This window comes from Pseudomonas sp. NPDC012596 (assembly GCF_042902325.1).
In the GTDB taxonomy this organism is placed as follows: domain Bacteria; phylum Pseudomonadota; class Gammaproteobacteria; order Pseudomonadales; family Pseudomonadaceae; genus Aquipseudomonas.
In genome coordinates, this window is record NZ_JBIBEB010000024.1 from 13,649 (window position 1) to 37,518 (window position 23,870).

20 protein-coding genes are annotated in these 23,870 nt (G+C 60.7%); 17 read left to right on the forward strand and 3 right to left on the reverse strand.

What is annotated here, in order from left to right; all coding sequences use genetic code 11:
- The first annotated feature begins 27 nt into the window (after positions 1–27).
- Positions 28–813: an iron-containing redox enzyme family protein gene (locus ACFY68_RS23660; RefSeq protein WP_346615681.1), complete on the forward strand. Its 786-nt coding sequence runs from the start codon at positions 28–30 to the stop codon at positions 811–813.
- Between the two features lie 40 nt (positions 814–853).
- Here the strand turns inward: ACFY68_RS23660 and ACFY68_RS23665 are convergent, their stop codons facing one another.
- The 3 genes from ACFY68_RS23665 to ubiG all read right to left on the reverse strand — a co-directional run bounded on the left by ACFY68_RS23665 (position 854) and on the right by ubiG (position 3,032).
- The gene (locus ACFY68_RS23665; RefSeq protein WP_346615682.1) at positions 854–1,594 is read right to left on the reverse strand and encodes a YciK family oxidoreductase; all 741 of its coding nucleotides are present in this window, start codon (positions 1,592–1,594) and stop codon (positions 854–856) included.
- 65 nt (positions 1,595–1,659) lie between these two features.
- Positions 1,660–2,331, reverse strand: a complete 672-nt coding sequence (mupP, locus tag ACFY68_RS23670) for an N-acetylmuramic acid 6-phosphate phosphatase MupP (RefSeq protein ID WP_387532433.1) — start codon at positions 2,329–2,331, stop codon at positions 1,660–1,662.
- Positions 2,332–2,333: 2 nt separating this feature from the next.
- Positions 2,334–3,032, reverse strand: coding sequence for a bifunctional 2-polyprenyl-6-hydroxyphenol methylase/3-demethylubiquinol 3-O-methyltransferase UbiG (gene ubiG, locus ACFY68_RS23675; RefSeq protein WP_346615684.1), 699 nt, complete (start codon positions 3,030–3,032; stop codon positions 2,334–2,336).
- Positions 3,033–3,142: 110 nt separating this feature from the next.
- On the opposite strand from ubiG, the gene mtnA reads away from it, so the two are divergent.
- From mtnA to ACFY68_RS23755, 16 genes are all read left to right on the forward strand, one after another.
- Complete coding sequence (gene mtnA / locus ACFY68_RS23680) at positions 3,143–4,219, forward strand: S-methyl-5-thioribose-1-phosphate isomerase (protein ID WP_346615685.1); 1,077 nt, start codon at positions 3,143–3,145, stop codon at positions 4,217–4,219.
- Between the two features lie 363 nt (positions 4,220–4,582).
- Positions 4,583–7,354, forward strand: a complete 2,772-nt coding sequence (gene gyrA, locus ACFY68_RS23685) for a DNA gyrase subunit A (protein WP_387532437.1) — start codon at positions 4,583–4,585, stop codon at positions 7,352–7,354.
- A gap of 197 nt (positions 7,355–7,551) precedes the next feature.
- Positions 7,552–8,637 (forward strand): 3-phosphoserine/phosphohydroxythreonine transaminase, encoded by a 1,086-nt coding sequence (serC, locus tag ACFY68_RS23690; protein WP_346615925.1) that lies wholly within the window; start codon positions 7,552–7,554, stop codon positions 8,635–8,637.
- A complete protein-coding gene (pheA, locus tag ACFY68_RS23695) occupies positions 8,637–9,731 on the forward strand; it encodes a prephenate dehydratase (protein ID WP_346615926.1) in 1,095 nt (364 codons plus the stop codon). Before serC ends, pheA begins: the two co-directional genes overlap by 1 nt.
- A 190-nt stretch (positions 9,732–9,921) precedes the next feature.
- Positions 9,922–12,129 carry a bifunctional prephenate dehydrogenase/3-phosphoshikimate 1-carboxyvinyltransferase gene (locus tag ACFY68_RS23700; protein WP_387532584.1) on the forward strand — a complete coding sequence of 736 codons (2,208 nt, stop codon included), beginning with the start codon at positions 9,922–9,924 and terminating at the stop codon, positions 12,127–12,129.
- The gene (gene cmk / locus ACFY68_RS23705) at positions 12,126–12,812 is read left to right on the forward strand and encodes a (d)CMP kinase (protein WP_387532442.1); all 687 of its coding nucleotides are present in this window, start codon (positions 12,126–12,128) and stop codon (positions 12,810–12,812) included. Before ACFY68_RS23700 ends, cmk begins: the two co-directional genes overlap by 4 nt.
- Positions 12,813–12,935: 123 nt before the next feature.
- Positions 12,936–14,612: a 30S ribosomal protein S1 gene (rpsA, locus tag ACFY68_RS23710; protein ID WP_012313291.1), complete on the forward strand. Its 1,677-nt coding sequence runs from the start codon at positions 12,936–12,938 to the stop codon at positions 14,610–14,612.
- Between the two features lie 258 nt (positions 14,613–14,870).
- Positions 14,871–15,167 carry an integration host factor subunit beta gene (gene ihfB, locus ACFY68_RS23715; protein WP_008095149.1) on the forward strand — a complete coding sequence of 99 codons (297 nt, stop codon included), beginning with the start codon at positions 14,871–14,873 and terminating at the stop codon, positions 15,165–15,167.
- A 19-nt stretch (positions 15,168–15,186) separates the two neighbouring features.
- A complete protein-coding gene (locus tag ACFY68_RS23720) occupies positions 15,187–15,450 on the forward strand; it encodes a lipopolysaccharide assembly protein LapA domain-containing protein (RefSeq protein ID WP_346615928.1) in 264 nt (87 codons plus the stop codon).
- A 104-nt stretch (positions 15,451–15,554) separates the two neighbouring features.
- The gene (locus ACFY68_RS23725) at positions 15,555–17,000 is read left to right on the forward strand and encodes an MBL fold metallo-hydrolase (protein ID WP_387532447.1); all 1,446 of its coding nucleotides are present in this window, start codon (positions 15,555–15,557) and stop codon (positions 16,998–17,000) included.
- A 337-nt stretch (positions 17,001–17,337) separates the two neighbouring features.
- Positions 17,338–18,597, forward strand: coding sequence for a glycosyltransferase family 4 protein (locus ACFY68_RS23730; protein WP_387532450.1), 1,260 nt, complete (start codon positions 17,338–17,340; stop codon positions 18,595–18,597).
- Positions 18,594–19,454 (forward strand): dTDP-4-dehydrorhamnose reductase family protein, encoded by an 861-nt coding sequence (locus tag ACFY68_RS23735; protein WP_387532453.1) that lies wholly within the window; start codon positions 18,594–18,596, stop codon positions 19,452–19,454. Before ACFY68_RS23730 ends, ACFY68_RS23735 begins: the two co-directional genes overlap by 4 nt.
- A 21-nt stretch (positions 19,455–19,475) precedes the next feature.
- On the forward strand, positions 19,476–20,486 hold the full coding sequence (locus tag ACFY68_RS23740; protein WP_387532456.1) for a polysaccharide biosynthesis protein: 1,011 nt from the start codon (positions 19,476–19,478) through the stop codon (positions 20,484–20,486).
- Positions 20,479–21,603, forward strand: coding sequence for a non-hydrolyzing UDP-N-acetylglucosamine 2-epimerase (gene wecB, locus ACFY68_RS23745; RefSeq protein WP_387532459.1), 1,125 nt, complete (start codon positions 20,479–20,481; stop codon positions 21,601–21,603). The genes ACFY68_RS23740 and wecB overlap by 8 nt, the downstream gene beginning before the upstream one ends.
- Before the next feature lie 195 nt (positions 21,604–21,798).
- A complete protein-coding gene (locus tag ACFY68_RS23750) occupies positions 21,799–22,725 on the forward strand; it encodes an NAD-dependent epimerase/dehydratase family protein (RefSeq protein WP_387532462.1) in 927 nt (308 codons plus the stop codon).
- A complete protein-coding gene (locus ACFY68_RS23755) occupies positions 22,722–23,852 on the forward strand; it encodes a glycosyltransferase (RefSeq protein WP_387532465.1) in 1,131 nt (376 codons plus the stop codon). The genes ACFY68_RS23750 and ACFY68_RS23755 overlap by 4 nt, the downstream gene beginning before the upstream one ends.
- Positions 23,853–23,870: the final 18 nt, after the last annotated feature.

Below are 23,870 nucleotides of genomic sequence, written 5' to 3' on the forward strand. Positions count from 1 at the left end.
AAATCACAAGGATCAAGGAGCTGAAACGTGATTGATGCATTCGTTCGTATCGGGCCGCTGATGGACCCCGCCAGTTACCCCCAATGGGCCCAGCAGCTGATCGAGGATTGTCGCGAGAGCAAGCGACGCGTCGTGGAGCATGAGTTCTACCAGCGCTTGCGCGACGGCCAGCTGCGCCAGGCGACCATTCGCCAGTACCTGATCGGCGGCTGGCCGGTGGTCGAGCAGTTCTCGCTGTACATGGCGCACAACCTGACCAAAACCCGCTTTGCTCGCCACCCCGGCGAAGACATGGCGCGGCGCTGGCTGATGCGCAATATCCGCGTCGAGCTCAACCATGCCGACTATTGGGTGCACTGGTGCCATGCGCATGGCATCCACTTGCATGAGCTGCAGTCCCAGGAAGTGCCGGCAGAGCTCAATGGCCTCAACGACTGGTGCTGGCGGGTATGTACCACCGAGTCGCTGGCAATCGCCATGGCGGCCACCAACTACGCCATCGAAGGGGCGACGGGGGAGTGGTCGGCGGTGGTCTGCGCTGAAGACACCTATGCCATGGGTTTCCCGGAAGACCAGCGCAAGCGCGCCATGAAGTGGCTGAAGATGCATGCGCAGTATGATGATTCCCACCCGTGGGAGGCGCTGGAAATCATTTGCACCCTGGCCGGCGAGAACCCGACCCAAGGGTTGCGCAATGAATTGCGCAGGGCGGTCTGCAAGAGCTACGACTGCATGTACCTGTTCCTGGAGCGGTGCATGCAGATGGAAGGGCGCCAGCAAGGGCGGATGCGCCCGGCGTTGGCTGCGGGTTGAAAAGCTTGGGGTCGCGAAGCGACCCCGACGCTCTCAACCTTTACTGGGCGTTGAACGCCTGCCCATTCACCCCGGTACTGTCCGGCCCCATCAGGTACAGGTACACCGGCATGATCTCTTCCGGCAGCGGGTTGTTCTGCGGGTTCTCGCTCGGGTAGGCCTGTGCCCGCATCGCCGTGCGCGTAGCGCCTGGGTTGATGCTGTTGGAGCGCACGGGTGCTACGCCTTCCAGTTCATCTGCCAGGGTCTGCATCAGGCCCTCGGTGGCAAACTTCGAAACCCCGTAGGCGCCCCAGTAAGCACGGCCCTTGCGCCCGACGCTGCTGGAGGTGAACACCACCGAGGCGTCTTCCGACAGCTTCAGCAACGGCAGCAAGGTGCTGGTCAGCATGAACGTGGCGTCGACGTTGATGTGCATCACGCGCATGAAGTTGTCGCCCGAAAGCTGCTCCAGCGGCGTGCGCGGGCCGATGATCGAGGCATTGTTGAGCAGCCCGTCGAGGCGGCCGAACTGGTCCTCGACCATCACCGCCAGTTCGTCGTACTGGTGGGGCAGGGCGGTTTCCAGGTTGAACGGGATGACCACAGGCTGTGGGTGGCCGGCGGCTTCGATCTCGTCGTAAACCTCGTTCAGGTTGGCCTCGGTCTTGCCCAGCAGCAGCACGGTGGCGCCCAGGGCGGCATAGGCCTTGGCGGCGGCGGCACCGATGCCGCGGCCGGCACCGGTGACCAGGATGACGCGGCCCTTGAGCAGGTCAGGGCGGGCGGTGTAGTCGAACATTGAAGTTTCCCTGTGTTCTTTAAAGCAAATACGACCCCATCGCGGGCAAGCCCGCGCCTACAGGATCAGCAGCCGCACAAGGCGCTGTCGAGCACCTTGCGCAACTCCAGCGGGTGGTCCACCACCACGTCGGCGCCCCAGTTGATCGGGTTGTCCTCTGGATGAATATAGCCGTAGCGCACCGCCGCCGTGCGGGTGCCGGCATCGCGGCCAGACTCGATATCGCGCAGGTCGTCGCCGACGAACAGCACACTGGCTGGGTCCAGGTTCAGGGTCTTGCAGGCCAGAATCAGCGGTTCGGGGTCTGGCTTGCTGTTTTTCACGTGGTCCGGGCAGATCAACAAGGCCGAACGCTCGGCCAGGCCCAAACGCTGCATGATGGGTTCGGCGAAGCGTACCGGCTTGTTGGTCACCACGCCCCACAGCAGGTTGCCTTTCTCGATGTCGGCCAGCAGTTCGGCCATGCCGTCGAACAGCTTGCTGTGCACGGCGCAGTCACGCTGGTAGCGCTCGAGGAACTCCAGGCGCAGGGCTTCGAAGCCCTCGCTGTCCGGGTCCATGGCAAAGGTGGCCGCAACCATCGCCCGGGCGCCGCCGGAGATCACGTCGCGGATCAATTTGTCGTCAACGGCGGGCAGGCCGCGCTCGGCGAGCATGGCCTGGCAGATGGCGATGAAGTCCGGCGCCGTGTCGAGCAGGGTGCCGTCCATGTCGAAGAGTACTGCTCGCAAACGCATGGTCATTCCTCGCGCAGGGTCTGGATCATGTAGTTGACGTCCACATCGCTGCTCAGCTTGTAGTGCTTGGTCAGCGGGTTGTAGGTCAGGCCGATGATGTCCTTGACTTCAAGGCCGGCAACGCGGCTCCAGGCGCCCAGTTCGGACGGGCGGATGAATTTCTTGAAGTCGTGGGTGCCGCGCGGCAGCATCTTGAGGATGTACTCGGCGCCGACGATGGCCAGCAAGTAGGCCTTCGGGTTGCGGTTGATGGTCGAGAAGAACACCTGGCCGCCCGGCTTGACCATGCGGTAGCAGGCGCGGATGACCGAGGACGGGTCAGGCACGTGCTCGAGCATTTCCAGGCAGGTGACCACGTCGAACTGCTCTGGCATTTCTTCGGCCAGGGCTTCGGCGGTGATCTGCCGGTATTCAACCTGCACGCCCGATTCCAGCTGGTGCAGCTGGGCCACGGCCAGCGGTGCTTCGCCCATGTCGATGCCGGTGACGGTGGCGCCGCGCAGGGCCATCGCCTCGCTGAGGATCCCGCCGCCGCAGCCAACGTCCAGCACCTTCTTGCCGGCCAGGCTGACGCGCTCGTCGATCCAGTTGACGCGCAGCGGGTTGATATCGTGCAGCGGCTTGAACTCGCTCTCGCGATCCCACCAGCGGTGCGCCAAGGCTTCAAACTTGGCGATTTCGGCGTGGTCGACGTTGCTCATTGAACAGTCCTCTGAAACTTGTACGAATTGCGCCGGAGTATACCCGAGCGCCCGAGGCTGATGGTCGCTATAATCGCGGGCTTTTGATATCCGAACCACGGGGAGAGGCGATGCGCGAGCAACTTTTGGCGGCGGAGAAGGTGACCGGCATTCGCTGGCACGACGGCGCGCTGCACCTGCTCGACCAACGTCTGCTGCCGTCGGAAGAACGCTGGCTGACCTGCGACAATGTTGCGCAGGTGGTGGCGGCTATCCGCGACATGGCTGTGCGCGGCGCGGCGGCCATCGGTATTGCGGCCGGCTATGGCTTGGTTCTGGCGCTCGAAGAGCGCCTGGCCGAGGGTGGCGATTGGGAAATGGACCTGGAGGAGGACTTCCTCAGCCTGGCCGAGGCGCGCCCCACGGCGGCCAACCTGTTCTGGGCGCTTAACCGCATGCGTGAGCGCCTGCAGCGTGTGCGCCCCGATGAGGACGTGCTGGCAGCGCTGCAGGCTGAAGCGGTGTCCATTCATGAAAGCGACCGTGAAGCCAACCTGACCATGGCCCAGTACGGCATCGAGCTGATCCGCCGCCATCAGGGCAATGCGCAAACCTTGCTGACCTACGGTAACGCCGGCGCATTGGCCAGCGGCGGCTTCGGTACTGCCCTGGGGGTGATCCGCGCGGGGTACCTGGAGGGTATGGTCGAGCGGGTCTACGCCGGTGAAACCCGCCCCTGGCTGCAGGGCTCGCGCCTGACAACCTGGGAGCTTGCCAATGAAGGCATCCCGGTGACCCTGTGCGCCGACTCGGCGCTGGCCCACCTGATGAAGAGCAAGGGCATCACCTGGGTGGTGGTAGGGGCCGACTGCATTGCTGCCAACGGCGACGTGGCCAGCAAGATCGGCACCTATCAGCTGGCGGTGAGCGCCATGCACCACGGGGTGCGCTTCATGGTCGTGGCGCCGAGCACCAGCATCGACCTGAACCTTGCGACGGGCGACGACATTCCGCTTGAAGAACGTGACGCGGATGAATTGCTCGATTACGCCGGCACCCGTGTGGCGGCAGATGTCGAGGTGTTCAATCCGGTGTTCGATGTGACCCCGGCCGACCTGATCGACGTGATCGTGACCGAGAAAGGGGTCGTTGAACGGCCCGATACCGCCAAATTGGCGCAGTTGATGTGTCGCAAGCGGTTGCATTGATGTTTGCCTGTGCCGGCCCTTTCGCGGGGCAAGCCCGCTCCCACAAGCACCCCGCAGCCTTCCAGGCCATCCGATAACCTGTGGGAGCGGGCTTGCCCCGCGAAAGGGCCGGCACAGGCGTCGAAAATCTTTAGCGTGATGCCGCTTTAGGCAACCTGCCACATCTCCCCACCGCCACTGCCTTTGTGATAACATCCGGCAGTTTCCAAGACCGCCCATCACGGCGGCTAATTTTGCGCAGATCCATGGCACAACTCATTGATTTGTCGTAAGTCGTCGCACCCCTATGCGCTGCGGCGGCGAGCTTCGTTCGGCCCTTGATGGAGCTGCGAAGTTTCACCAGAAAAAGGAATCAGGCTTCTCATGGGCGAACTGGCCAAAGAAATCCTCCCGGTCAATATCGAAGACGAACTGAGACAGTCTTACCTCGACTACGCGATGAGCGTGATTGTCGGGCGAGCGCTGCCCGATGCGCGTGACGGCTTGAAGCCCGTGCATCGTCGCGTTCTCTATGCGATGAGCGAACTGGGCAACGACTGGAACAAACCGTACAAGAAGTCCGCCCGTGTGGTCGGTGACGTGATCGGTAAGTACCACCCGCACGGCGACATTGCGGTCTACGACACCATCGTGCGTATGGCCCAGCCGTTCTCGCTGCGCTACCTGCTGGTCGACGGCCAGGGCAACTTCGGCTCGGTGGACGGCGACAACGCCGCGGCCATGCGATACACCGAAGTGCGCATGTCCAAGCTGGCCCACGAGCTGCTGGCCGACCTGCACAAAGAAACCGTCGACTGGGTGCCCAACTACGACGGTACCGAGCAGATCCCGGCGGTCATGCCAACCCGCATCCCCAACCTGCTGGTCAACGGTTCCAGCGGTATCGCCGTGGGCATGGCGACCAACATTCCGCCGCACAACCTCGGTGAGGTCATCGACGGCTGCCTGGCGCTGATCGACAACCCGGACGTCACCATCGATGAGCTGATGCAGTTCATCCCTGGCCCGGACTTCCCGACTGCCGGCATCATCAACGGCCGCCAGGGCATCATCGAGGCGTACCGCACCGGCCGTGGCCGCATCTACATGCGTGCGCGCTCCGAGATCGAAGACATCGACAAAGTCGGTGGTCGCCAGCAGATCGTGGTCACCGAGCTGCCGTACCAGCTGAACAAGGCCCGCCTGATCGAGAAGATCGCCGAGCTGGTCAAAGAGAAGAAGATCGAAGGCATCACCGAGCTGCGCGACGAGTCCGACAAGGACGGCATGCGCATCGTCATCGAGCTGCGCCGCGGCGAGGTGCCGGAGGTGGTGCTCAACAACCTCTACCAGCAAACCCAGCTGCAGAGCGTCTTCGGTATCAACGTCGTGGCGCTGATCGACGGTCGCCCGCGCCTGCTCAACCTCAAGGACCTGCTCGAAGCGTTCGTCCGTCACCGCCGTGAAGTGGTGACCCGCCGTACCGTATTCGAGCTGCGCAAGGCCCGCGAACGCGGCCACATCCTTGAAGGCCAGGCAGTTGCGCTGTCCAACATCGACCCGGTCATCGCCCTGATCAAGGCCTCGCCGACGCCGTCGGAAGCCAAGGAAGCGTTGATTTCCACTGCCTGGGAATCCAGCGCCGTGCAGGTCATGGTCGAGCGCGCCGGCGCCGACTCCTGCCGCCCGGAAGACCTCCCTGAGCAGTTCGGCCTGCGCGATGGCAAGTATTACCTGTCGCCGGAACAGGCCCAGGCGATCCTCGACCTGCGTCTGCACCGCCTGACTGGCCTTGAGCACGAGAAGCTGCTGGCCGAGTACCAGGAGATTCTCGAGCAGATCGGTGAGCTGATCCGCATCCTCAGCAGCGCCCAGCGCCTGATGGAAGTGATCCGTGAAGAACTCGAAGCGATCCGTGCCGAATACGGCGACGCTCGCCGCACCGAGATCCTCAATGCCAGCCACGACCTCAACTACGGCGACATGATCCCGGAAGAAGAGCGCGTGGTGACCATCTCCCACGGTGGCTATGCCAAGACCCAGCCGTTGTCCGCGTACCAGGCCCAGCGCCGTGGCGGCAAAGGCAAGTCAGCAACCGGCGTGAAGGACGAGGACTACATCGAACACCTGCTGGTCGCCAACAGCCACGCCACCCTGTTGCTGTTCTCCAGCAAGGGCAAGGTGTACTGGAAGAAGACCTACGAAATTCCTGAAGCCTCCCGCGCTGCGCGTGGTCGTCCTCTGGTCAACCTGCTGCCGCTGGAAGAAGGTGAGCGCATCACCGCCATGCTGCAGATCGACCTCGAGGCCCTGCAGCAGAGCGCCGACCCGGATGAAGAACTGGAAGACGGCGACGAGGGCGTGATCGAAGGCGAAGTGGTCGAAGTCGAAGAAGTTGACGAAGAAGACGGTGACACCCTTGAGTGGGTGGCTGAACCTACTGGCGCGTACATCTTCATGGCCACGGCATCCGGTACCGTCAAGAAAACCCCGCTGGTGCAGTTCGCGCGTCCGCGCTCCAACGGCCTGATCGCCCTGAAGCTGAAAGAAGGCGACACCCTGATTGCCGCGGCCATCACCGATGGTGCCAAGGAAGTCATGATGTTCTCCGACGCCGGCAAGGTGATCCGCTTCGCCGAGAGCGTGGTGCGCGAAATGGGCCGTACCGCCCGTGGCGTACGCGGCATGAAGCTGGGCAAAGGGCAGCAGATCATCTCGATGCTGATTCCGGAGTCCGGCGCGCAGATCCTCACCGCCTCCGAGCGTGGTTTCGGCAAGCGTACCCCGCTGTCCAAGTTCCCGCGTCGCGGGCGCGGCGGCCAGGGCGTGATCGCCATGGGTACCAAGGGGCGCAACGGTCTGCTGATCGGCGCCATCCAGGTGCAGGAAGGCGAAGAGATCATGCTGATCTCCGACCAGGGCACTCTGGTGCGCACGCGGGTAGGTGAAGTGTCCAGCCTGAGCCGTAACACGCAGGGCGTGACGCTTATCAAGCTGGCCGCAGACGAAACCCTGGTAGGCCTGGAGCGTATCCAGGAGCCGTCCGAGGAAGAGCTCGACGAATTGATCGAGACGGGCGAGGAGGGCGTCGAGGCCGATGCCCCGGAAGCGGCGGACGATGACAGTGCCGGCGCCGAAGAGGCACCTCACGAGTAAGCAAGTGCAACAACCCGAACGGGGCGACCAAGGTCGCCCCGTTTGACTGATTACAGCAGGCAACGCCTGGCCCGCCTCTGTAGGTGGGGTTTATGTGGGTGGCATTTGTGGGAGCCGCCCGGCAGGGCCGCTCACACAAGGGTGATGCGCGGCCTGCAACAAATGATTTTGTTCTATTTGGCAGAGCGAGAGTGGATGTGAGCAAACGAGCCTTTAACTTCTGCGCAGGCCCTGCCGCGCTTCCTGAAGCTGTCCTGCAGCGTGCCCAGGCCGAAATGCTGGACTGGCGTGGCAAGGGCTTGTCGGTGATGGAAATGAGCCATCGCAGCGACGATTACGTGGCCATCGCCGAAAAGGCCGAGCAGGACCTGCGTGACCTGCTGTCCGTCCCCTCCAACTACAAAGTCCTGTTCCTGCAGGGTGGTGCCAGCCAGCAGTTCGCCGAAATTCCGCTGAACCTGCTGCCGGAAAACGGCACCGCCGACTACATCGAAACCGGCATCTGGTCGAAAAAGGCCATCGAAGAAGCGCGCCGCTTCGGTAATGTCAACGTTGCCGCCAGTGCCAAGCCCTACGACTACCTGGCCATCCCGGGCCAGAACGAGTGGAGCCTGACCAAAAACGCCGCATACGTTCACTACGCGTCCAACGAGACGATTGGTGGCCTGCAGTTCGACTGGGTGCCAGAAACCGGTGATGTACCGCTGGTGGTCGACATGTCGTCCGACATTCTTTCCCGCCCGATCGATGTGTCGCAGTACGGCCTGATCTACGCTGGCGCGCAAAAGAACATCGGCCCGAGCGGCCTGGTGGTGGTGATCGTGCGTGAAGACCTGCTCGGCCGCGCGCGCAGCAGCTGCCCGACCATGCTCGACTACAAGGTCTCGGCCGACAACGGCTCCATGTACAACACCCCGGCGACCTATTCCTGGTACCTCTCGGGCCTGGTCTTCGAGTGGCTCAAGGAGCAAGGTGGCGTCGAGGCCATGGAGCAGCGCAACCGCGCCAAGAAAGAGCGCCTGTACGGCTTCATCGATGCCAGCGACTTCTACACCAACCCGATCAGCGTCAACGCACGTTCCTGGATGAACGTGCCGTTCCGCCTGGCGGACGAGCGCCTGGACAAGGCCTTCCTCGCCGGTGCCGATGCCCGCGGCCTGCTCAACCTCAAGGGCCACCGTTCGGTAGGCGGCATGCGCGCCTCGATCTACAACGCCCTGGGCCTGGATTCGGTTGAAGCCCTGGTCGCCTACATGGCCGAATTCGAGAAGGAGCACGGCTGATGTCCGAACACGAGCTCAAGGCGCTGCGCGTGCGCATCGACAGCCTCGACGAGAAAATCCTCGAGCTGATCAGCGATCGCGCCCGTTGCGCCCAGGAAGTGGCCAGGGTCAAAACCGCCTCGCTGGCCGAAGGCGAAAAGCCGGTGTTCTACCGCCCCGAGCGTGAAGCCGCCGTGCTCAAGCGCGTCATGGAGCGCAACAAGGGGCCGCTGGGCAACGAAGAGATGGCGCGGTTGTTCCGCGAGATCATGTCGTCCTGCCTGGCCCTGGAAGAGCCGCTTAAGGTCGCCTATCTGGGGCCGGAAGGTACCTTTACCCAGGCTGCGGCGATGAAGCACTTCGGCCACGCGGTAATCAGCCGTCCGATGGCCGCCATCGACGAAGTGTTCCGCGAAGTGGCGGCCGGTGCCGTCAACTTCGGCGTGGTGCCGGTGGAAAACTCCACCGAGGGCGCCGTCAGCCACACCCTGGACAGCTTCCTCGAGCACGACATGGTGATCTGCGGCGAAGTCGAGCTGCGCATCCACCATCACCTGCTGGTGGGCGAAAGCACCAAGACCGACAGCATCACCCGCATCTACTCCCACGCACAGTCTCTGGCCCAGTGCCGCAAGTGGCTGGACGCGCACTACCCGAACGTCGAGCGCGTAGCGGTTTCAAGCAATGCCGAAGCCGCCAAACGGGTCAAGGGTGAGTGGAATTCGGCTGCGATCGCCGGCGATATGGCAGCCAACCTGTATGGCCTGACTCGCCTGGCCGAAAAGATCGAAGACCGCCCGGACAACTCCACGCGCTTCCTGATGATCGGTAGCCAGGAAGTGCCGCCCACCGGCGACGACAAGACTTCGATCATCGTTTCGATGAGCAACAAGCCAGGTGCCTTGCACGAGCTGCTGGTGCCGTTCCACGAGAACGGCATCGACCTGACCCGCATCGAGACCCGCCCGTCGCGCAGCGGCAAGTGGACCTACGTGTTCTTCATCGACTTCGTTGGCCACCACCGCGACCCGCTGATCAAGGCGGTGTTGGAGCAGATCAGCCAGGAGGCTGTGGGGCTCAAAGTGTTGGGGTCGTATCCCAAGGCGGTGCTTTGATACGGGGCTGTTGGGGCCGCTGCGCGGCCCATCGCGGCTAAAGCCGCTCCTACAGGGTTGCGCGATACCTGTAGGAGCGGCTTTAGCCGCGATGGGCGCCAAAGCGCCCCCAGCGGTCCAGCAGAACTGCATAGATTTCTGAACAGGGTTCGCACCAGTGGTAAATGCCGTAACAACCAAACCCGCGCCAATCATCGGTCGCCTTGTGGTCGTAGGTCTCGGCCTGATCGGCGGTTCCTTCGCCAAAGGCCTGCGTGAAAGCGGCCTGTGCCGCGAAGTGGTGGGTGTCGATCTGGACGCACCGTCACGCAAGCTCGCCGTAGACCTGGGCGTAGTCGACCGCTGCGAAGAAGACCTCGCCGCCGCCTGCATCGGCGCCGATGTCATCCAGCTCGCCGTGCCCATCCTGGCCATGGAAAAGGTGCTGGCCCGCCTGGCTCGGCTTGATCTCGGCGACGCCGTCATCACCGACGTCGGCAGTGCCAAAGGCAACGTCGTGCGCGAGGCGCGCGCCGTGTTCGGTCAGCGTCTGCCGCGCTTCGTGCCCGGCCACCCTATCGCCGGCTCCGAGCAGAGCGGGGTAGAGGCCTCCAATGCCACCCTGTTCCGCCGCCACAAAGTCATCCTCACGCCGCTGCCTGAAACCGATCCCGCCGCCCTGGCGCTGGTCGATCGCCTGTGGCGCGCGCTGGATGCCGATGTCGAGCACATGTCGGTGGAGCGCCACGACGAGGTCCTGGCCGCCACCAGCCATCTGCCGCACCTGCTGGCCTTCGGCCTGGTCGATTCGCTGGCCAAGCGCAATGAAAACCTCGAGATCTTCCGGTACGCTGCAGGTGGTTTCCGCGATTTCACGAGAATCGCCGGCAGTGATCCGACCATGTGGCACGACATCTTCCTCGCCAACCGCGAGGCTGTCCTGCGCACCCTGGACACATTTCGCAGCGATCTCGACGCCTTGCGCGACGCGGTCGATGCTGGGGACGGGCACCAGTTGCTGGGTGTATTCACCCGCGCACGCGTTGCCCGCGAGCATTTCAGTAAAATCCTGGCCCGCCGGGCCTATGTGGACGCTATGAACGCCAACGATCTGATTTTCCTGGCCCAACCGGGTGGCCGCCTGACCGGGCGAATCCGTGTACCGGGCGACAAGTCGATTTCCCACCGTTCGATCATGCTCGGCTCGCTGGCCGAAGGCACGACCGAAGTCGAAGGCTTCCTGGAAGGCGAGGACGCCCTGGCGACCCTGCAGGCTTTCCGCGACATGGGTGTGGTTATCGAAGGGCCGAACCATGGCCGCGTGACCATTCACGGTGTCGGCCTGCACGGCCTCAAGCCGCCGCCCGGGCCGATTTACGTGGGCAATTCGGGTACCTCGATGCGCCTGCTGTCGGGCCTGCTGGCCGGCCAGTCGTTCGATGTCACCATGACCGGCGACGCGTCGCTGTCCAAACGCCCGATGAACCGTGTGGCCAACCCGCTGCGCGAAATGGGTGCGGTGGTCGAGACCGGCCCCGAAGGCCGTCCGCCCCTGACCATTCGTGGTGGCCACAAGCTCAAAGCGCTGACCTACACGCTGCCGATGGCCAGTGCCCAGGTCAAATCCTGCCTGCTGTTGGCCGGCCTGTACGCTGAAGGCAAGACCACCGTTACCGAGCCTGCGCCAACCCGCGACCACACCGAGCGCATGCTGCGCGGCTTCGGCTATTCGGTCGAGTCGAATGGCCCGGTAGCCTCGCTGCAGTCCGGTGGCAAGCTCACCGCCACCCGCATCGAAGTGCCGGCAGACATCTCCTCGGCCGCGTTTTTCCTGGTTGCCGCGTCGATTGCCGAAGGCTCCGAGCTGGTGCTCGAGCATGTCGGTATCAACCCGACCCGCACCGGTGTCATCGATATCCTGCGCCTGATGGGCGGTGACATCACCTTGGAGAACCAGCGTGAAGTCGGCGGTGAGCCGGTGGCCGACCTGCGCGTGCGTGGCGCCAAGCTCAAGGGTATCGAGATCCCTGAGCACCTGGTGCCGCTGGCCATCGACGAGTTCCCGGTGCTGTTCGTTGCCGCCGCCTGCGCCGAAGGGCGTACGGTGCTGCGTGGCGCCGAAGAGCTGCGGGTCAAGGAGTCCGACCGCATCCAGGTCATGGCCGACGGCCTCATCGCCCTGGGCGTGAAGTGCGAACCGACCCCTGACGGCATCATCATCGATGGCGGCCAGATCGGCGGCGGCGAGGTGCATGGCCACGGCGACCACCGTATCGCCATGGCCTTCAGTGTCGCCTCGCTACGTGCCAGTGCGCCGATCCGCATCCATGACTGCGCCAACGTGGCTACCTCCTTCCCGAACTTCCTCAAGCTCTGCGCTGAAGTCGGTATTCGCGTTGCAGAAGAGGGCAAGCTGTGACTTCGCAACCACCCGTCATCACCATCGACGGCCCAAGCGGTTCCGGCAAGGGCACTGTTGCCGGCCTGATGGCGCGCGAGCTGGGCTGGCGGCTGCTGGATTCCGGCGCGCTGTACCGGTTGCTGGCGTTCAACGCCAGCAACCACGGCGTCGACCTCACCAACGAAGAGCTGCTGACCAAGCTTGCCGCCCATCTGGATGTGCAGTTCATTGCAGCTGAGCCCGGTAAGCTTCAACAGATCATTCTCGAGGGTGAGGATGTCAGCAATGTCATCCGTACCGAAACCGTCGGCGCCGGTGCCTCCATGGTCGCCTCGCTGCCCGCGGTGCGTGACGCATTGCTGGTGCGTCAGCGCGAGTTCCGTGAGGCGCCAGGGCTGATTGCTGACGGCCGCGACATGGGTACCGTGGTGTTCCCGGACGCACCGCTCAAGGTGTTCCTCACTGCCAGTGCCGAGGAGCGTGCCCGTCGCCGTTACCTGCAGTTGAAGGGCAAGGGCGAAGATGTTAGTCTGTCGAGTCTGCTGGATGAGATTCGTGCACGCGATGAGCGTGACACCCAACGTGCAGTGGCCCCGCTGAAACCAGCGGCAGACGCCATTCAGTTGGACTCTACCGAGTTGTCCATCGAGCAGGTGTTGCAACGTATCAGGAGTGAGATCGCACTTCGCGATCTGCACTGATAGCCAGGAGAGCATGCAGGGGCACCAGTCAACGTCCTGCAGGCTTTCCTTTACTTAACGAAACCCACATTGTCTGGAATGTGGCGATGGGCGTCTGTTTCGCCCGAATCTACAGGAATTAAAATGAGCGAAAGCTTTGCAGAACTCTTTGAAGAAAGCCTGAAAACCCTCAATCTTCAGCCGGGCGCGATCATCTCCGGTATCGTTGTCGACATCGACGGCGACTGGGTTACCGTACACGCTGGCCTGAAGTCCGAGGGCGTCATCCCGCTCGAGCAGTTCTACAACGAAGCTGGCGAGCTGACCATCAAGGTCGGTGACGAAGTTCACGTTGCGCTGGACGCGGTCGAAGACGGCTTTGGCGAAACCAAACTGTCCCGTGAAAAAGCCAAGCGCGCCGAGTGCTGGATTGTTCTGGAAGCAGCTTTCGCCGCCGAAGAAGTGGTCAAGGGCGTTATCAACGGTAAGGTTAAAGGCGGCTTCACTGTCGACGTTAACGGCATCCGTGCGTTCCTGCCGGGCTCCCTGGTTGATGTCCGCCCTGTGCGCGACACCACCCACCTGGAAGGCAAAGAGCTGGAATTCAAGGTCATCAAGCTGGACCAGAAGCGCAACAACGTTGTCGTTTCCCGTCGCAGCGTGCTGGAAGCCGAGAACTCCGCCGAGCGCGAAGCCCTGCTGGAAACCCTGCAGGAAGGCCAACAGGTCAAAGGTATCGTCAAGAACCTCACCGACTACGGCGCATTCGTGGACCTGGGCGGCATCGACGGCCTGCTGCACATCACCGACATGGCCTGGAAGCGCATCAAGCATCCTTCCGAAATCGTTAACGTTGGCGACGAAGTCGACGTACGCGTTCTGAAGTTCGACCGTGAGCGCAACCGCGTTTCGCTGGGTCTGAAGCAGATGGGCGAAGATCCGTGGGTTGCTATCACTGCCCGCTACCCAGAAGGTACTCGCGTACAAGCTCGCGTTACCAACCTGACCGACTACGGCTGCTTCGCTGAGCTGGAGGAAGGCGTTGAAGGTCTGGTACACGTTTCCGAAATGGACTGGACCAACAAGAACATCCACCCGTCGAAAGTCGTTCAGGTTGGCGACGAAGTGGAAGTCATGGTTCTGGACATCGACGAAGAGCGTCGTCGTATCTCCCTGGGCATCAAGCAGTGCAAGTCCAACCCATGGGAAGACTTCTCCGGCCAGTTCAACAAGGGTGACAAGATCACCGGTACCATCAAGTCGATCACCGACTTCGGTATCTTCATCGGTCTGGACGGCGGCATCGATGGCCTGGTTCACCTGTCCGACATCTCCTGGAACGAAACCGGCGAAGAAGCCGTACGTCGTTTCAAGAAGGGCGACGAGCTGGAAACCGTCATCCTGTCGGTTGACCCAGAGCGCGAGCGCATCTCCCTGGGCATCAAGCAGCTGGAAGACGATCCGTTCTCCAACTTCGTTGCTGTCAACGACAAGGGCGCTATCGTCAAGGGCATCGTGAAAGAAGTTGACGCCAAAGGCGCCATCGTCACTCTGGCCGACGACATCGAAGCTACTCTGAAAGCTTCCGAAATCAGCCGTGACCGCGTTGAAGACGCGCGTAACGTCCTGAAGGAAGGCGAAGAGATCGAAGCCAAGATCATCAGCGTTGACCGCAAATCGCGCGTCATCAGCCTGTCGATCAAGTCGAAAGACGACGCTGAAGAGCGTGAAGCCATCCAGAGCCTGAAAAACGCTCCGGAAGCGGCTGCCGACACCACCATGGCTGCGCTGCTGCGCGAAGCAATGGCCAAGCAGAACTAAGTTCTGTTTGATCGGTACAAAAAAGGGGTGGCCTTCGGGCCACCCCTTTTTTTTGTGCCAAGAATTTACCCATGCCCCCCGCAATCCCTGTAGGAGCCGGCTTGCCGGCGATGGGCTGCAACGCAGCCCCTCTTGTTTCCCCTACCTACCAATCTTGAATTTTTTTATCAAGTCAAGAACCGCCCTGTTCAAAACCTTCCGAGCGTGCTACAAACTGATTAAGCAATGATCTAGCTGCTTGATAACGAAGGGAAAAATATGACGAAGTCGGAGCTGATCGAACGTATTGTCACCCATCAAGGGCTGCTCTCGTCCAAGGACGTCGAGTTGGCCATCAAGACCATGCTTGAACAGATGTCCCAATGCCTGGCCACTGGCGATCGCATCGAGATCCGTGGTTTTGGCAGCTTTTCCTTGCACTATCGGGCCCCGCGCGTAGGGCGCAACCCCAAGACAGGTCAGTCTGTGGAGCTCGAAGGCAAGTTCGTGCCGCACTTCAAACCGGGTAAAGAGCTGCGTGACCGGGTCAACGAAGACGAGCACGAGCACCCCTGAGCCATGAAGGAGCAGTCTGATGCGTAACCTCAAGCGCGCCCTGGCGGCGCTGTTCGTGCTGCTGCTGGCGGCTGTGGTGCTGTTCTTCGTGCTGGAGAACCAGCAAGCCGTGGCGCTCGTCCTGTTCGGCTGGTCTGCCCCTGAAGTCCCCGTGGCCGTGCCGGTGTTGGCGGCCCTGGTTGTTGGGCTCGCAGTGGGGCCACTGTTGGGGGCTTATGGCGTGCAGCGCAGCAAGCGGAAGATCCGCGCTTCGGTCCGTCAGTCACTGATTAACGGTAATTGAGGAAAATTCCTACGCCCTCGTAGGAAAGTCTCACCTGTGCACGCGCCCCCGAAAATGAAGTAATAGGCACTTCATTTTTTCGGCCCAGGCGAGCGCGCAGCAGTATGGAATTTCCTGCCCTTTCCCATCATGGTGGCACCCGAGGCGTAACCGGCTCCTGTCACCAGCTGCACCTCGACGCCACCACCAGTCTTTTGATCGATTGTGGGCTGGAGCAGGGTGCCGATGCGGCCCCCGGTTCAGAATTTGCCCCCATCGGCTTTGATATAGCCGGTATCAAGGCGTTGATCATCACCCATGTTCACCTCGATCATGTCGGTCGCATCCCGGCCTTGCTGGCTGCCGGCTATCGCGGCCCCATCCTGTGTAGTGAGCCGTCGGCCAAGCTACTGCCACTGGTGCTGGAGGATGCCTACAAGCTCGGTATCAGCGCAGATCCCACTCAGGTCGATCGTTACCTTGCGCTAGTGGAGCGGTTGATAGTGGCAATACCCTTCGAGCAATGGCACCTGGTGGCCGAGCAGGAGGGCGTGGCATGTTCCATCCGCTTGCAGCGCGCGGGTCACCTGTTGGGTTCTGCCTACGTAGAATGCGACGTGCGCTATCCCGGCGTCGAACCCAGCTCGCGCGTCGTGTTCTCCGGCGACCTCGGTGCGCCGGGCAATCCCCTGCTACGCGCCGTGAAGCCCCCTGAGCGTGCCGATATCCTCATTCTCGAAAGCACCTATGGCGATCGCCTGCACGCCGACCGCAGCGATCGCCAGCAGCGCCTGGAGGCCGTTATCGACCGTGCCTTGGTAGATGGCGGCACCATTCTCATTCCAGCCTTCAGCCTGGGCCGAACCCAGGAGTTGCTGTACGAGATCGAAGGCATCCTCCACCGCAAATCGCTACAGGCCGAACAAAGGCAGGGGCCTGCCGATGATTCGCTCGCTGCGCTCGACTGGTCGCGCTTGCCGGTCATTCTTGACTCGCCGTTGGCCCAGCGCATCACCCGCGCTTACGCGGAGCTGCACGAATACTGGAACTGCGAGGCTCGGCAACGGGTGGGGGAAGGGCGTGACCCGCTCGGGTTCGGGCAGTTGGTTTGCGTGGATACACATGGCAAGCATCAGCAGGTGGTCAACTATCTGAAGAGTACCGGGCGGCCGGCTATCGTGATTGCTGGGAATGGTATGTGCTCGGGTGGGCGGATCGTTAACTACCTCAAAGCGATGCTGGGGGATCCACGGCATGAGGTGGTGTTTGTGGGGTATCAGGCGAAGGGGACGCCGGGGGCGGTGATTCAGGCTAATGAGGGGGCTGAAGGGTTTGTGCAGGTTGATCTGGATGGGCGGATGCACGAAGTACGTGCGAAGACGCGGACCGTGACCGGTTATTCTGGGCATGCTGATCAGGCTGGGCTTGCTTGTTTTGCTTCGAATGCTACTCAGTTGCCCGCAAGCATCGTTCTTGTCCATGGAGCAGCTGCAGCCAAAGCGGCGTTGCGCAATGTGATTGCACGGCGATTCGAGCAGGTTGGTCGCTCGGTCGCCATCAGTATTCCGTGATGGCCCGCGTGTCGCCGGCGTGAGGGGCTCGTTATTACCTCCGGTGACTCATAAGTGGTGTCGCGTGGGGGTTGATGCTGGCCGCTCAGAATAGTAGTTTGTCGGGCGTGGTCTCGACTGGTTTGCGGTAAGCATCTCCTTGCCGTGGGTTCATATTGATGGGCAAAGGTGGCGGTCCTTGGATAACTACAATAACATTCGCCGATATCGTCAAAAGAGCTGGGTAAAGGTGTCAACGCTGGCATTTCCCATTTTGACACTGGCGCGCAAGCACTCCTGGTCTCTCAGGCAATTCAAAAGCGATACGATTTTGCAACGCCCACAAGGATAAGTCAGCGTGACGCAAGCCCCATTGAAAATTGCTGTTGTCAGTCAGTATTTTTTTCCTGAGAACTTTATCATCAATGATATCGTGCGTGAATTGGGTTCACTGGGTGCACATGTCGAAGTCTTCACTGGCAAGCCGAACTACCCCACTGGAGAAGTTTTCCCTGGATACCATGCCCATGGTACGGTCGAGGATCACTTCGCCGATACGATTGCCGTTCATCGCGCGCCATTGCGCCCGCGGGGGCAAGGCGGGGCAAAGAACCTGATCCTGAATTACCTGTCTTTCGTTGCCAATGGCGTCAGGTATTTCTGGCCTCATGCTAGGCGCAAAAAGTTCGATATTTATTTCGTCTTTGCGCCGTCTCCGATTACTTCCGTGATTCCTGCGCTGGCCATGAAATGTGCACATCGCGCGCCAGTATACTTGTGGGTACAGGATCTTTGGCCGGAAAGTCTGGAGGCCACCGGCTTTATCAAGAATAAACCGCTTTTGTCCCTTGTTGGGCAGTTAGTTCGGGGGCTCTATTGGGCGGTGGACGTTTTGTTGGTCCAGTCGCGAGCCTTTATCGAACCTGTCAAGCGTTATGCGCGAGCCGACAAGATCTCGTATTACCCAAATTCCTATTTGCATCAAAGTGAGTCCTGCGAGGCTGGGGTACTGCCCGGGTCGCTGACTGATCTGTTACGGTCGAATTTTTGCGTGGTATTCGCAGGCAACCTCGGTAGCGCGCAAGCGCTGCCTACCATCATCGAGACGGCGCGCATCCTCAAGGCCGAGCAATCACAGGCCAGGATAGTCATGGTCGGTACGGGCAGCAAGGCCGCATGGCTGCTGGAGGAAAAGACCCGCTTGGGGCTGGACAACCTGATTGTCGCGGGCGCGTACCCGCGGTCGGCAATGAGCGAACTCTTTGACCTGAGTAGCGCGTTGCTGGTTACACTCAAGCGAGACGAAATTTTCAGCTTTACCATTCCAAGCAAGGTTCAGGCTTATCTGGCAGCCGGCAGACCGATCATCGGCTCCCTTGACGGTGAAGGTGCCCGCGTCATCGATGATGCCGGTGCTGGTGTAACGTGCCCTGCGGAAGATGCTGGGGAGCTTGCGGCCTGTATTCGCACGCTGCAAGCTATGCCCGCTGAGGACCGTGCTTACATGGGGGCTCAGGCACGAGCCTATTTCTTGAAAAATTTTGAACTCAAGGCACAGTGCAAGGCGCTGTTGCAGATGTTCGAGCAAAGGATTGAACAGGACAGGGCGACGCAATGAATATTTTGGTATTGGGTGTCTCGGGCATGCTGGGGAGTGCCGTATTTCGGTACTTTTCAGAAAATTCTCAACATCGTGTGACAGGGACGCTTCGCTCCTCATCCGCCAGCAGGTTTTTCTCGCCGCGGCAGGCAGAATGCTTGCTGACGGGTGTGGATGTGCTCGATGCGGATGCGTTGGTGGCGGCATTCGCAAAAGCCGAACCGGATGTCGTGATCAACTGCGTAGGCCTGATCAAGCAACTGGCCGATGCTAAGGATCCGCTCACCGCGTTGCCGATCAACGCTATGCTGCCGCATCGCCTTGCCAAGTTGTGCAAGGTGGCGGGTGCACGTCTGATCCACATCAGTACCGACTGCGTCTTTTCCGGCACCAAGGGCATGTACCTTGAGCAGGATGAGTCGGACTGCACCGACCTGTACGGAAAGTCCAAGTACATTGGCGAACTCCATGACCTGGACCATGCCGTGACCCTGCGCACGTCGATCATTGGTCATGAACTGCAGAGCAACGCTTCCCTGGTCGATTGGTTTCTGGCTCAGGATGGCAGCGTCAAAGGCTTTACCCAGGCGATCTTCTCGGGGCTGCCGACCGCGGAACTGGCCAGGGTCATGCTCGAGTACGTCATTCCCGACCGTTCCTTGAAGGGGCTCTACCATGTATCGGCCAAGCCCATCGACAAGTTCGCATTGCTTGAACAGGTAGCCAAGGTCTATCGCAAAGACATCCAGATCGTCGCGGATGACAAGTTGGTGATCGATCGCTCGCTAGACTCCACGCGTTTCCGTACCGTTACGGGTTATGAGCCGCCAGCCTGGCCTGCGCTCATAGAATTTATGCACGCGCAACGTCATTAACCAATTTAGAAGGGTGCACTTGTGTTCGATAACAAGATTCTTATGATCACCGGTGGTACCGGCTCATTCGGCAATACTGTTCTCAAGCGTTTTCTCAATACCAACGTCAAGGAAATCAGGGTCTTCAGCCGCGACGAGAAAAAGCAGGAAGATATGCGGATTGCCTTGGCCAATGACAAGGTCAAGTTCTACATTGGCGATGTACGTGACTATCAGAGTGTGGCGGAAGCCATGGTCGGGGTCGACTACATTTTCCATGCGGCAGCATTGAAACAGGTCCCTTCCTGCGAGTTCTACCCGATGGAAGCGGTCAAGACCAATGTTGTCGGTACCGAGAATGTGCTCAATGCGGCAATTGCCAATGGCGTCAAGCGGGTAGTTGTGCTCAGCACCGACAAGGCCGTTTATCCCATCAACGCGATGGGTATTTCCAAGGCCATGGCGGAGAAGCTGATGGTTGCCAAGTCGCGGATGATTCCGCAGCAGGGGCCAGTTATCTGTGCGACCCGCTATGGCAATGTGATGGCTTCGCGGGGTTCGGTCATTCCACTTTTCGTCGACCAGCTCAAGGCAGATAACGAACTGACGGTGACAGACCCGAACATGACCCGCTTCCTCATGTCGCTGGAAGACTCAGTGGATCTGGTGCTGCATGCGTTCGAACATGCCGAGCAGGGCGATATCTTCGTGCAGAAGGCGCCTGCGTCCACCGTTGCCGACTTGGCAGAATCGCTCAAGCAGCTGTTCAAACGCAACAACCCGGTAAAAGTGATCGGTACCCGTCACGGCGAAAAGCTCTACGAATCGTTGATCTCCCGGGAAGAAATGGCCAAGGCTGACGACATGGGGCGCTACTACCGCATCCCGGCGGACAACCGTGACCTCAACTACAAGAAGTATTTCGTTGAAGGCGAGCAGCATATCTCCGAGCTCGACGATTACACCTCGCACAATACCGAGCGCCTCGACATCGAAGGCATCAAGGCGCTGCTGTTGAAGCTCGACTATATCCAGGACGAACTCAATGCTTAAGGTCATGACCCTGGTCGGCACCCGGCCTGAACTGATTAAGATGAGCCGCGTCATCGCCGAGCTCGATGAGCAGGCCCATCATGTGCTGGTGCACTCCGGGCAAAACTACGATTATGAGCTGAACCAGGTGTTCTTTGATGACCTGGGAATCCGTAAGCCGGACCACTTCCTTGGTGCAGTCGGCACCACGGCAGCCGGCACGATTGCAGAGGTAATCGCCAAGTCTGACGCAATCTTCGAGCTGGAAAAGCCTGATGCATTGCTGTTGTACGGTGACACTAATACGTGCCTGGCGGTTATTGCGGCCAAGCGCCGCAAGATTCCGGTCTTCCATATGGAAGCAGGCAACCGCTGTTTCGACCAGCGCGTGCCGGAAGAACTCAACCGCAAGGTGCTGGACCACCTCAGCGACATCAACATGGTGTTGACCGAGCACGCCCGGCGCTATCTGCTGGACGAGGGTATTCGTCCGGAAACCATCATCAAGACCGGTTCGCACATGCAGGAAGTGCTCGATTACTACCGGCCGCGTATCGATGCGTCGACGGTTCTCCAAAAGGAGTCGTTGGAAGAGGGCAAGTACTTCATCGTCAGCACCCACCGAGAAGAAAACGTCGACACGCCGCAGAACCTACGCGACCTGTTGGCATCGCTGCGTGCGCTGGCCGATGCCTACGGTCACCCGATCATCGTCTCGACCCACCCACGCACGCGCAAGCGTCTGGAAGACTTGGGCGAAAGTCTTGAGCATCCTTTGATCCGTTTCGTGAAGCCTTATGGGCTGCTGGATTACATCCGCTTGCAGATGGGCGCACTTTGCGTACTTTCCGACAGCGGAACCATCACCGAAGAGGCTTCGCTACTCAATCTGCCAGCGGTCACCATTCGCAACGCCCATGAGCGGCCAGAGGGCATGGATGAAGGAACGCTCATCATGTGCGGTTTGACGCCAGCGCGTGTATTGGACGCCGTTCGCGTGGTGATCAACCAACATGACCGTGGCCAGCGGGTTATTCCGGTCGTCCAGGATTACCTTGGCGGGCCGGTGTCCAAGCAGGTCGTACGAATCGTCTATAGCTACACGAACTACATCAACCGGACGGTGTGGTCCAAGTAGATACCAAGGTTCCAGCTGCCCGACGGGTCGATGTCGGGCGGCTGCCCATTCGTACCGCACCCGGAACGGGTATACCTCTGACTTGCTGCCCCTTGAACGCTGGCTGCCGGTGCTCTGTTGCTTGAGTGCTGGTGCAACGCACATGCGGTTCGGGCGAGGCTCGCATAATAGTTCGCATGGAGAATTGAACAGCTCATGAACAAGCTGGTGGTATTGGGCGGCACTGGTTTCGTGGGGCGGCACTTGCTGGAGGCACGCAGCGAACTGGCCGGTTTTGATCTTGTGTATGCAGTTCACCGTAGCGAACCTGACTGGTTGCTTGAAGCTGACGTGCGTGTCGAGCGATTCGACGTCAACGACCCGGCATCGCTGACCCCGATCCTTGGCCCGGGGTGCACCGTACTCAACTTGCTCAGGCCGGATGGCAGTGGGTGGTTCGAGCCGGCCATCGTCAACATTCTGCAAGCCTGTGGGCAATCCCGGGTCAAACGGTATGTGCACGTTTCTAGCATCGATGTGTTTGGCGCAGCTGCAGACGACGAGGTCGATGCCAACACCCGGATCGACCCCAGGACACCTTACGAGCGCGAGCATGCCGCTGCTGAGGCCGTTGTGCGCGCAGTACAGGCTGGCCTTTTCGAGGTGGTGGTGCTTCGGCTGGGGGCTGTATTCGGAGAGGGTGGCTTGAACATCGTCTCGTTCGTGAACGAGGTTTCCCAGGCGCCTGCCTGGAAGCTGGCGCTGCGCCGCGTGTTGTACGGGTCGCGGCGCATGCATCTGGTGAGTGTTCAAAAAGTCGCGCAGACCTTGGCATTCGTGGCGCAAGTTCCCGCCGTGCGCCAGGGTGAGGTCGTGCTGGTTACCGACGATGCGGCCGCCGAGAACAACTTTGGCTACCTGCAGGATGAGTTGATGCGGGCCTTTGGCCGGTCATCGATCCGTTATCTGCCGCATTTGCCGCAGTCCGTGCTGGGGTTGTTGCTGCGATTGCGCAATATCAGCAATGCCAATCCGATGCGCAGATTCCGGGAAGCCCGACTGGCGGAGTGGGGGCAGCCGGCGACGGCCGACTTCAAGCAACAGTTGCATCGTTACATTGAAATGCTGAAGGAACAGGCATGAAAGTGCTTCTGGTCAACATCTCGCTCGATGCGAAACGAGGTGGCGGCACGGCCGAGCGCACCCGGCACCTGGCAACACACCTGGCAAAGGCGGGCAGCTCATGCGAAGTCGTGGCCATGAATGGAAACTCCTGGCAGCGTGAATTCGACGAACTGGGAATCAAGACGTACATAACCGGTCACTTCGGCAACCGCTTTCCCTTGCCCTTGCTTAATCCATGGCGTGCATGGCGCGCTGTGCGCAATGCCGATGTGCTTCATATCATGGGCTACTGGAATCTGCTCAGTGTCGCCATGGGGCTGCTTGCGTTAATCGCCAGACGCCCATACGTTCTTTGCCCGGCAGGTGAGTTCGCTTCGGTTGGCTCGCCACGGCTGATAATGAAAGTCTTCCACCTCTGCTTGGGGCGCTGGCTTATCAAGGCCGCGTCCGGATTCATCGCGATCACGCAGCTTGAGCGGGACGTGATTGCCCAGGTGGCGGGAGTGCCACAGGCATCCGTTGCGGTCATCGGCAATGCCGTTTCCGAGCCGGAAAAGGTGGAGCAAGCGGCTACTGTGGCGGTTCCGGATGAGCCATTCATCCTGTTCATGGGGCGGCTTGCACCGGTCAAGGGACCGGATTACCTGATCAAGGCATACCTCGAAACGCCAGCGGCGCAGCGATATCCGCTCGTGATGGCCGGGCCAGATTTCGGCATGCAGCAAGAGCTGCAGGCACTGGCGAGCGGATCAGGCCTGCAAAGCCGTATTCACTTCATCGGGTTTCTTGATGAGGCGCAACGGACGCAGGTCTATCGCCAGGCGATGATGCTGGTCATTCCATCGCGTTCAGAGGCCATGTCGCTGGTGGCACTGGAAGCAGGGGTAGTCGGTTTGCCGGTACTGTTGACCGATACCTGTGGTTTCGACCAGGTCGAGGATGTTCAAGGCGGGCTAGTGGTCCCGGCCAGCAGTCAAGGCATTGCTGCTGGCCTGGAAAGGATGCTTGCCGATCGGCAAGAGCTCAAGCTCAAAGGTGAGCGGCTTAAGGCTTTCGTAATCGACCACTACACCTGGACAGCGACCGTTCAGGTTATGTTGCGTCGCTTCCGCTGCCTATTGCGCAGTGGGTCGATGATGGACTGACCCGGCCTCGGCTGCCCG

Coding starts and splice junctions, on each gene's coding strand:
- ACFY68_RS23665 (WP_346615682.1), bottom strand. CDS start 1,594: ATGTTCGACTACACCGCCCGCCCTGACCTGCTCAAGGGCCGCGTCATC.
- mupP (WP_387532433.1), bottom strand. CDS start 2,331: ATGCGTTTGCGAGCAGTACTCTTCGACATGGACGGCACCCTGCTCGAC.
- ubiG (WP_346615684.1), bottom strand. CDS start 3,032: ATGAGCAACGTCGACCACGCCGAAATCGCCAAGTTTGAAGCCTTGGCG.
- mtnA (WP_346615685.1), top strand. CDS start 3,143: ATGCGCGAGCAACTTTTGGCGGCGGAGAAGGTGACCGGCATTCGCTGG.
- gyrA (WP_387532437.1), top strand. CDS start 4,583: ATGGGCGAACTGGCCAAAGAAATCCTCCCGGTCAATATCGAAGACGAA.
- pheA (WP_346615926.1), top strand. CDS start 8,637: ATGTCCGAACACGAGCTCAAGGCGCTGCGCGTGCGCATCGACAGCCTC.
- rpsA (WP_012313291.1), top strand. CDS start 12,936: ATGAGCGAAAGCTTTGCAGAACTCTTTGAAGAAAGCCTGAAAACCCTC.
- ihfB (WP_008095149.1), top strand. CDS start 14,871: ATGACGAAGTCGGAGCTGATCGAACGTATTGTCACCCATCAAGGGCTG.
- ACFY68_RS23720 (WP_346615928.1), top strand. CDS start 15,187: ATGCGTAACCTCAAGCGCGCCCTGGCGGCGCTGTTCGTGCTGCTGCTG.
- ACFY68_RS23725 (WP_387532447.1), top strand. CDS start 15,555: ATGGAATTTCCTGCCCTTTCCCATCATGGTGGCACCCGAGGCGTAACC.
- ACFY68_RS23735 (WP_387532453.1), top strand. CDS start 18,594: ATGAATATTTTGGTATTGGGTGTCTCGGGCATGCTGGGGAGTGCCGTA.
- wecB (WP_387532459.1), top strand. CDS start 20,479: ATGCTTAAGGTCATGACCCTGGTCGGCACCCGGCCTGAACTGATTAAG.
- ACFY68_RS23750 (WP_387532462.1), top strand. CDS start 21,799: ATGAACAAGCTGGTGGTATTGGGCGGCACTGGTTTCGTGGGGCGGCAC.
- ACFY68_RS23755 (WP_387532465.1), top strand. CDS start 22,722: ATGAAAGTGCTTCTGGTCAACATCTCGCTCGATGCGAAACGAGGTGGC.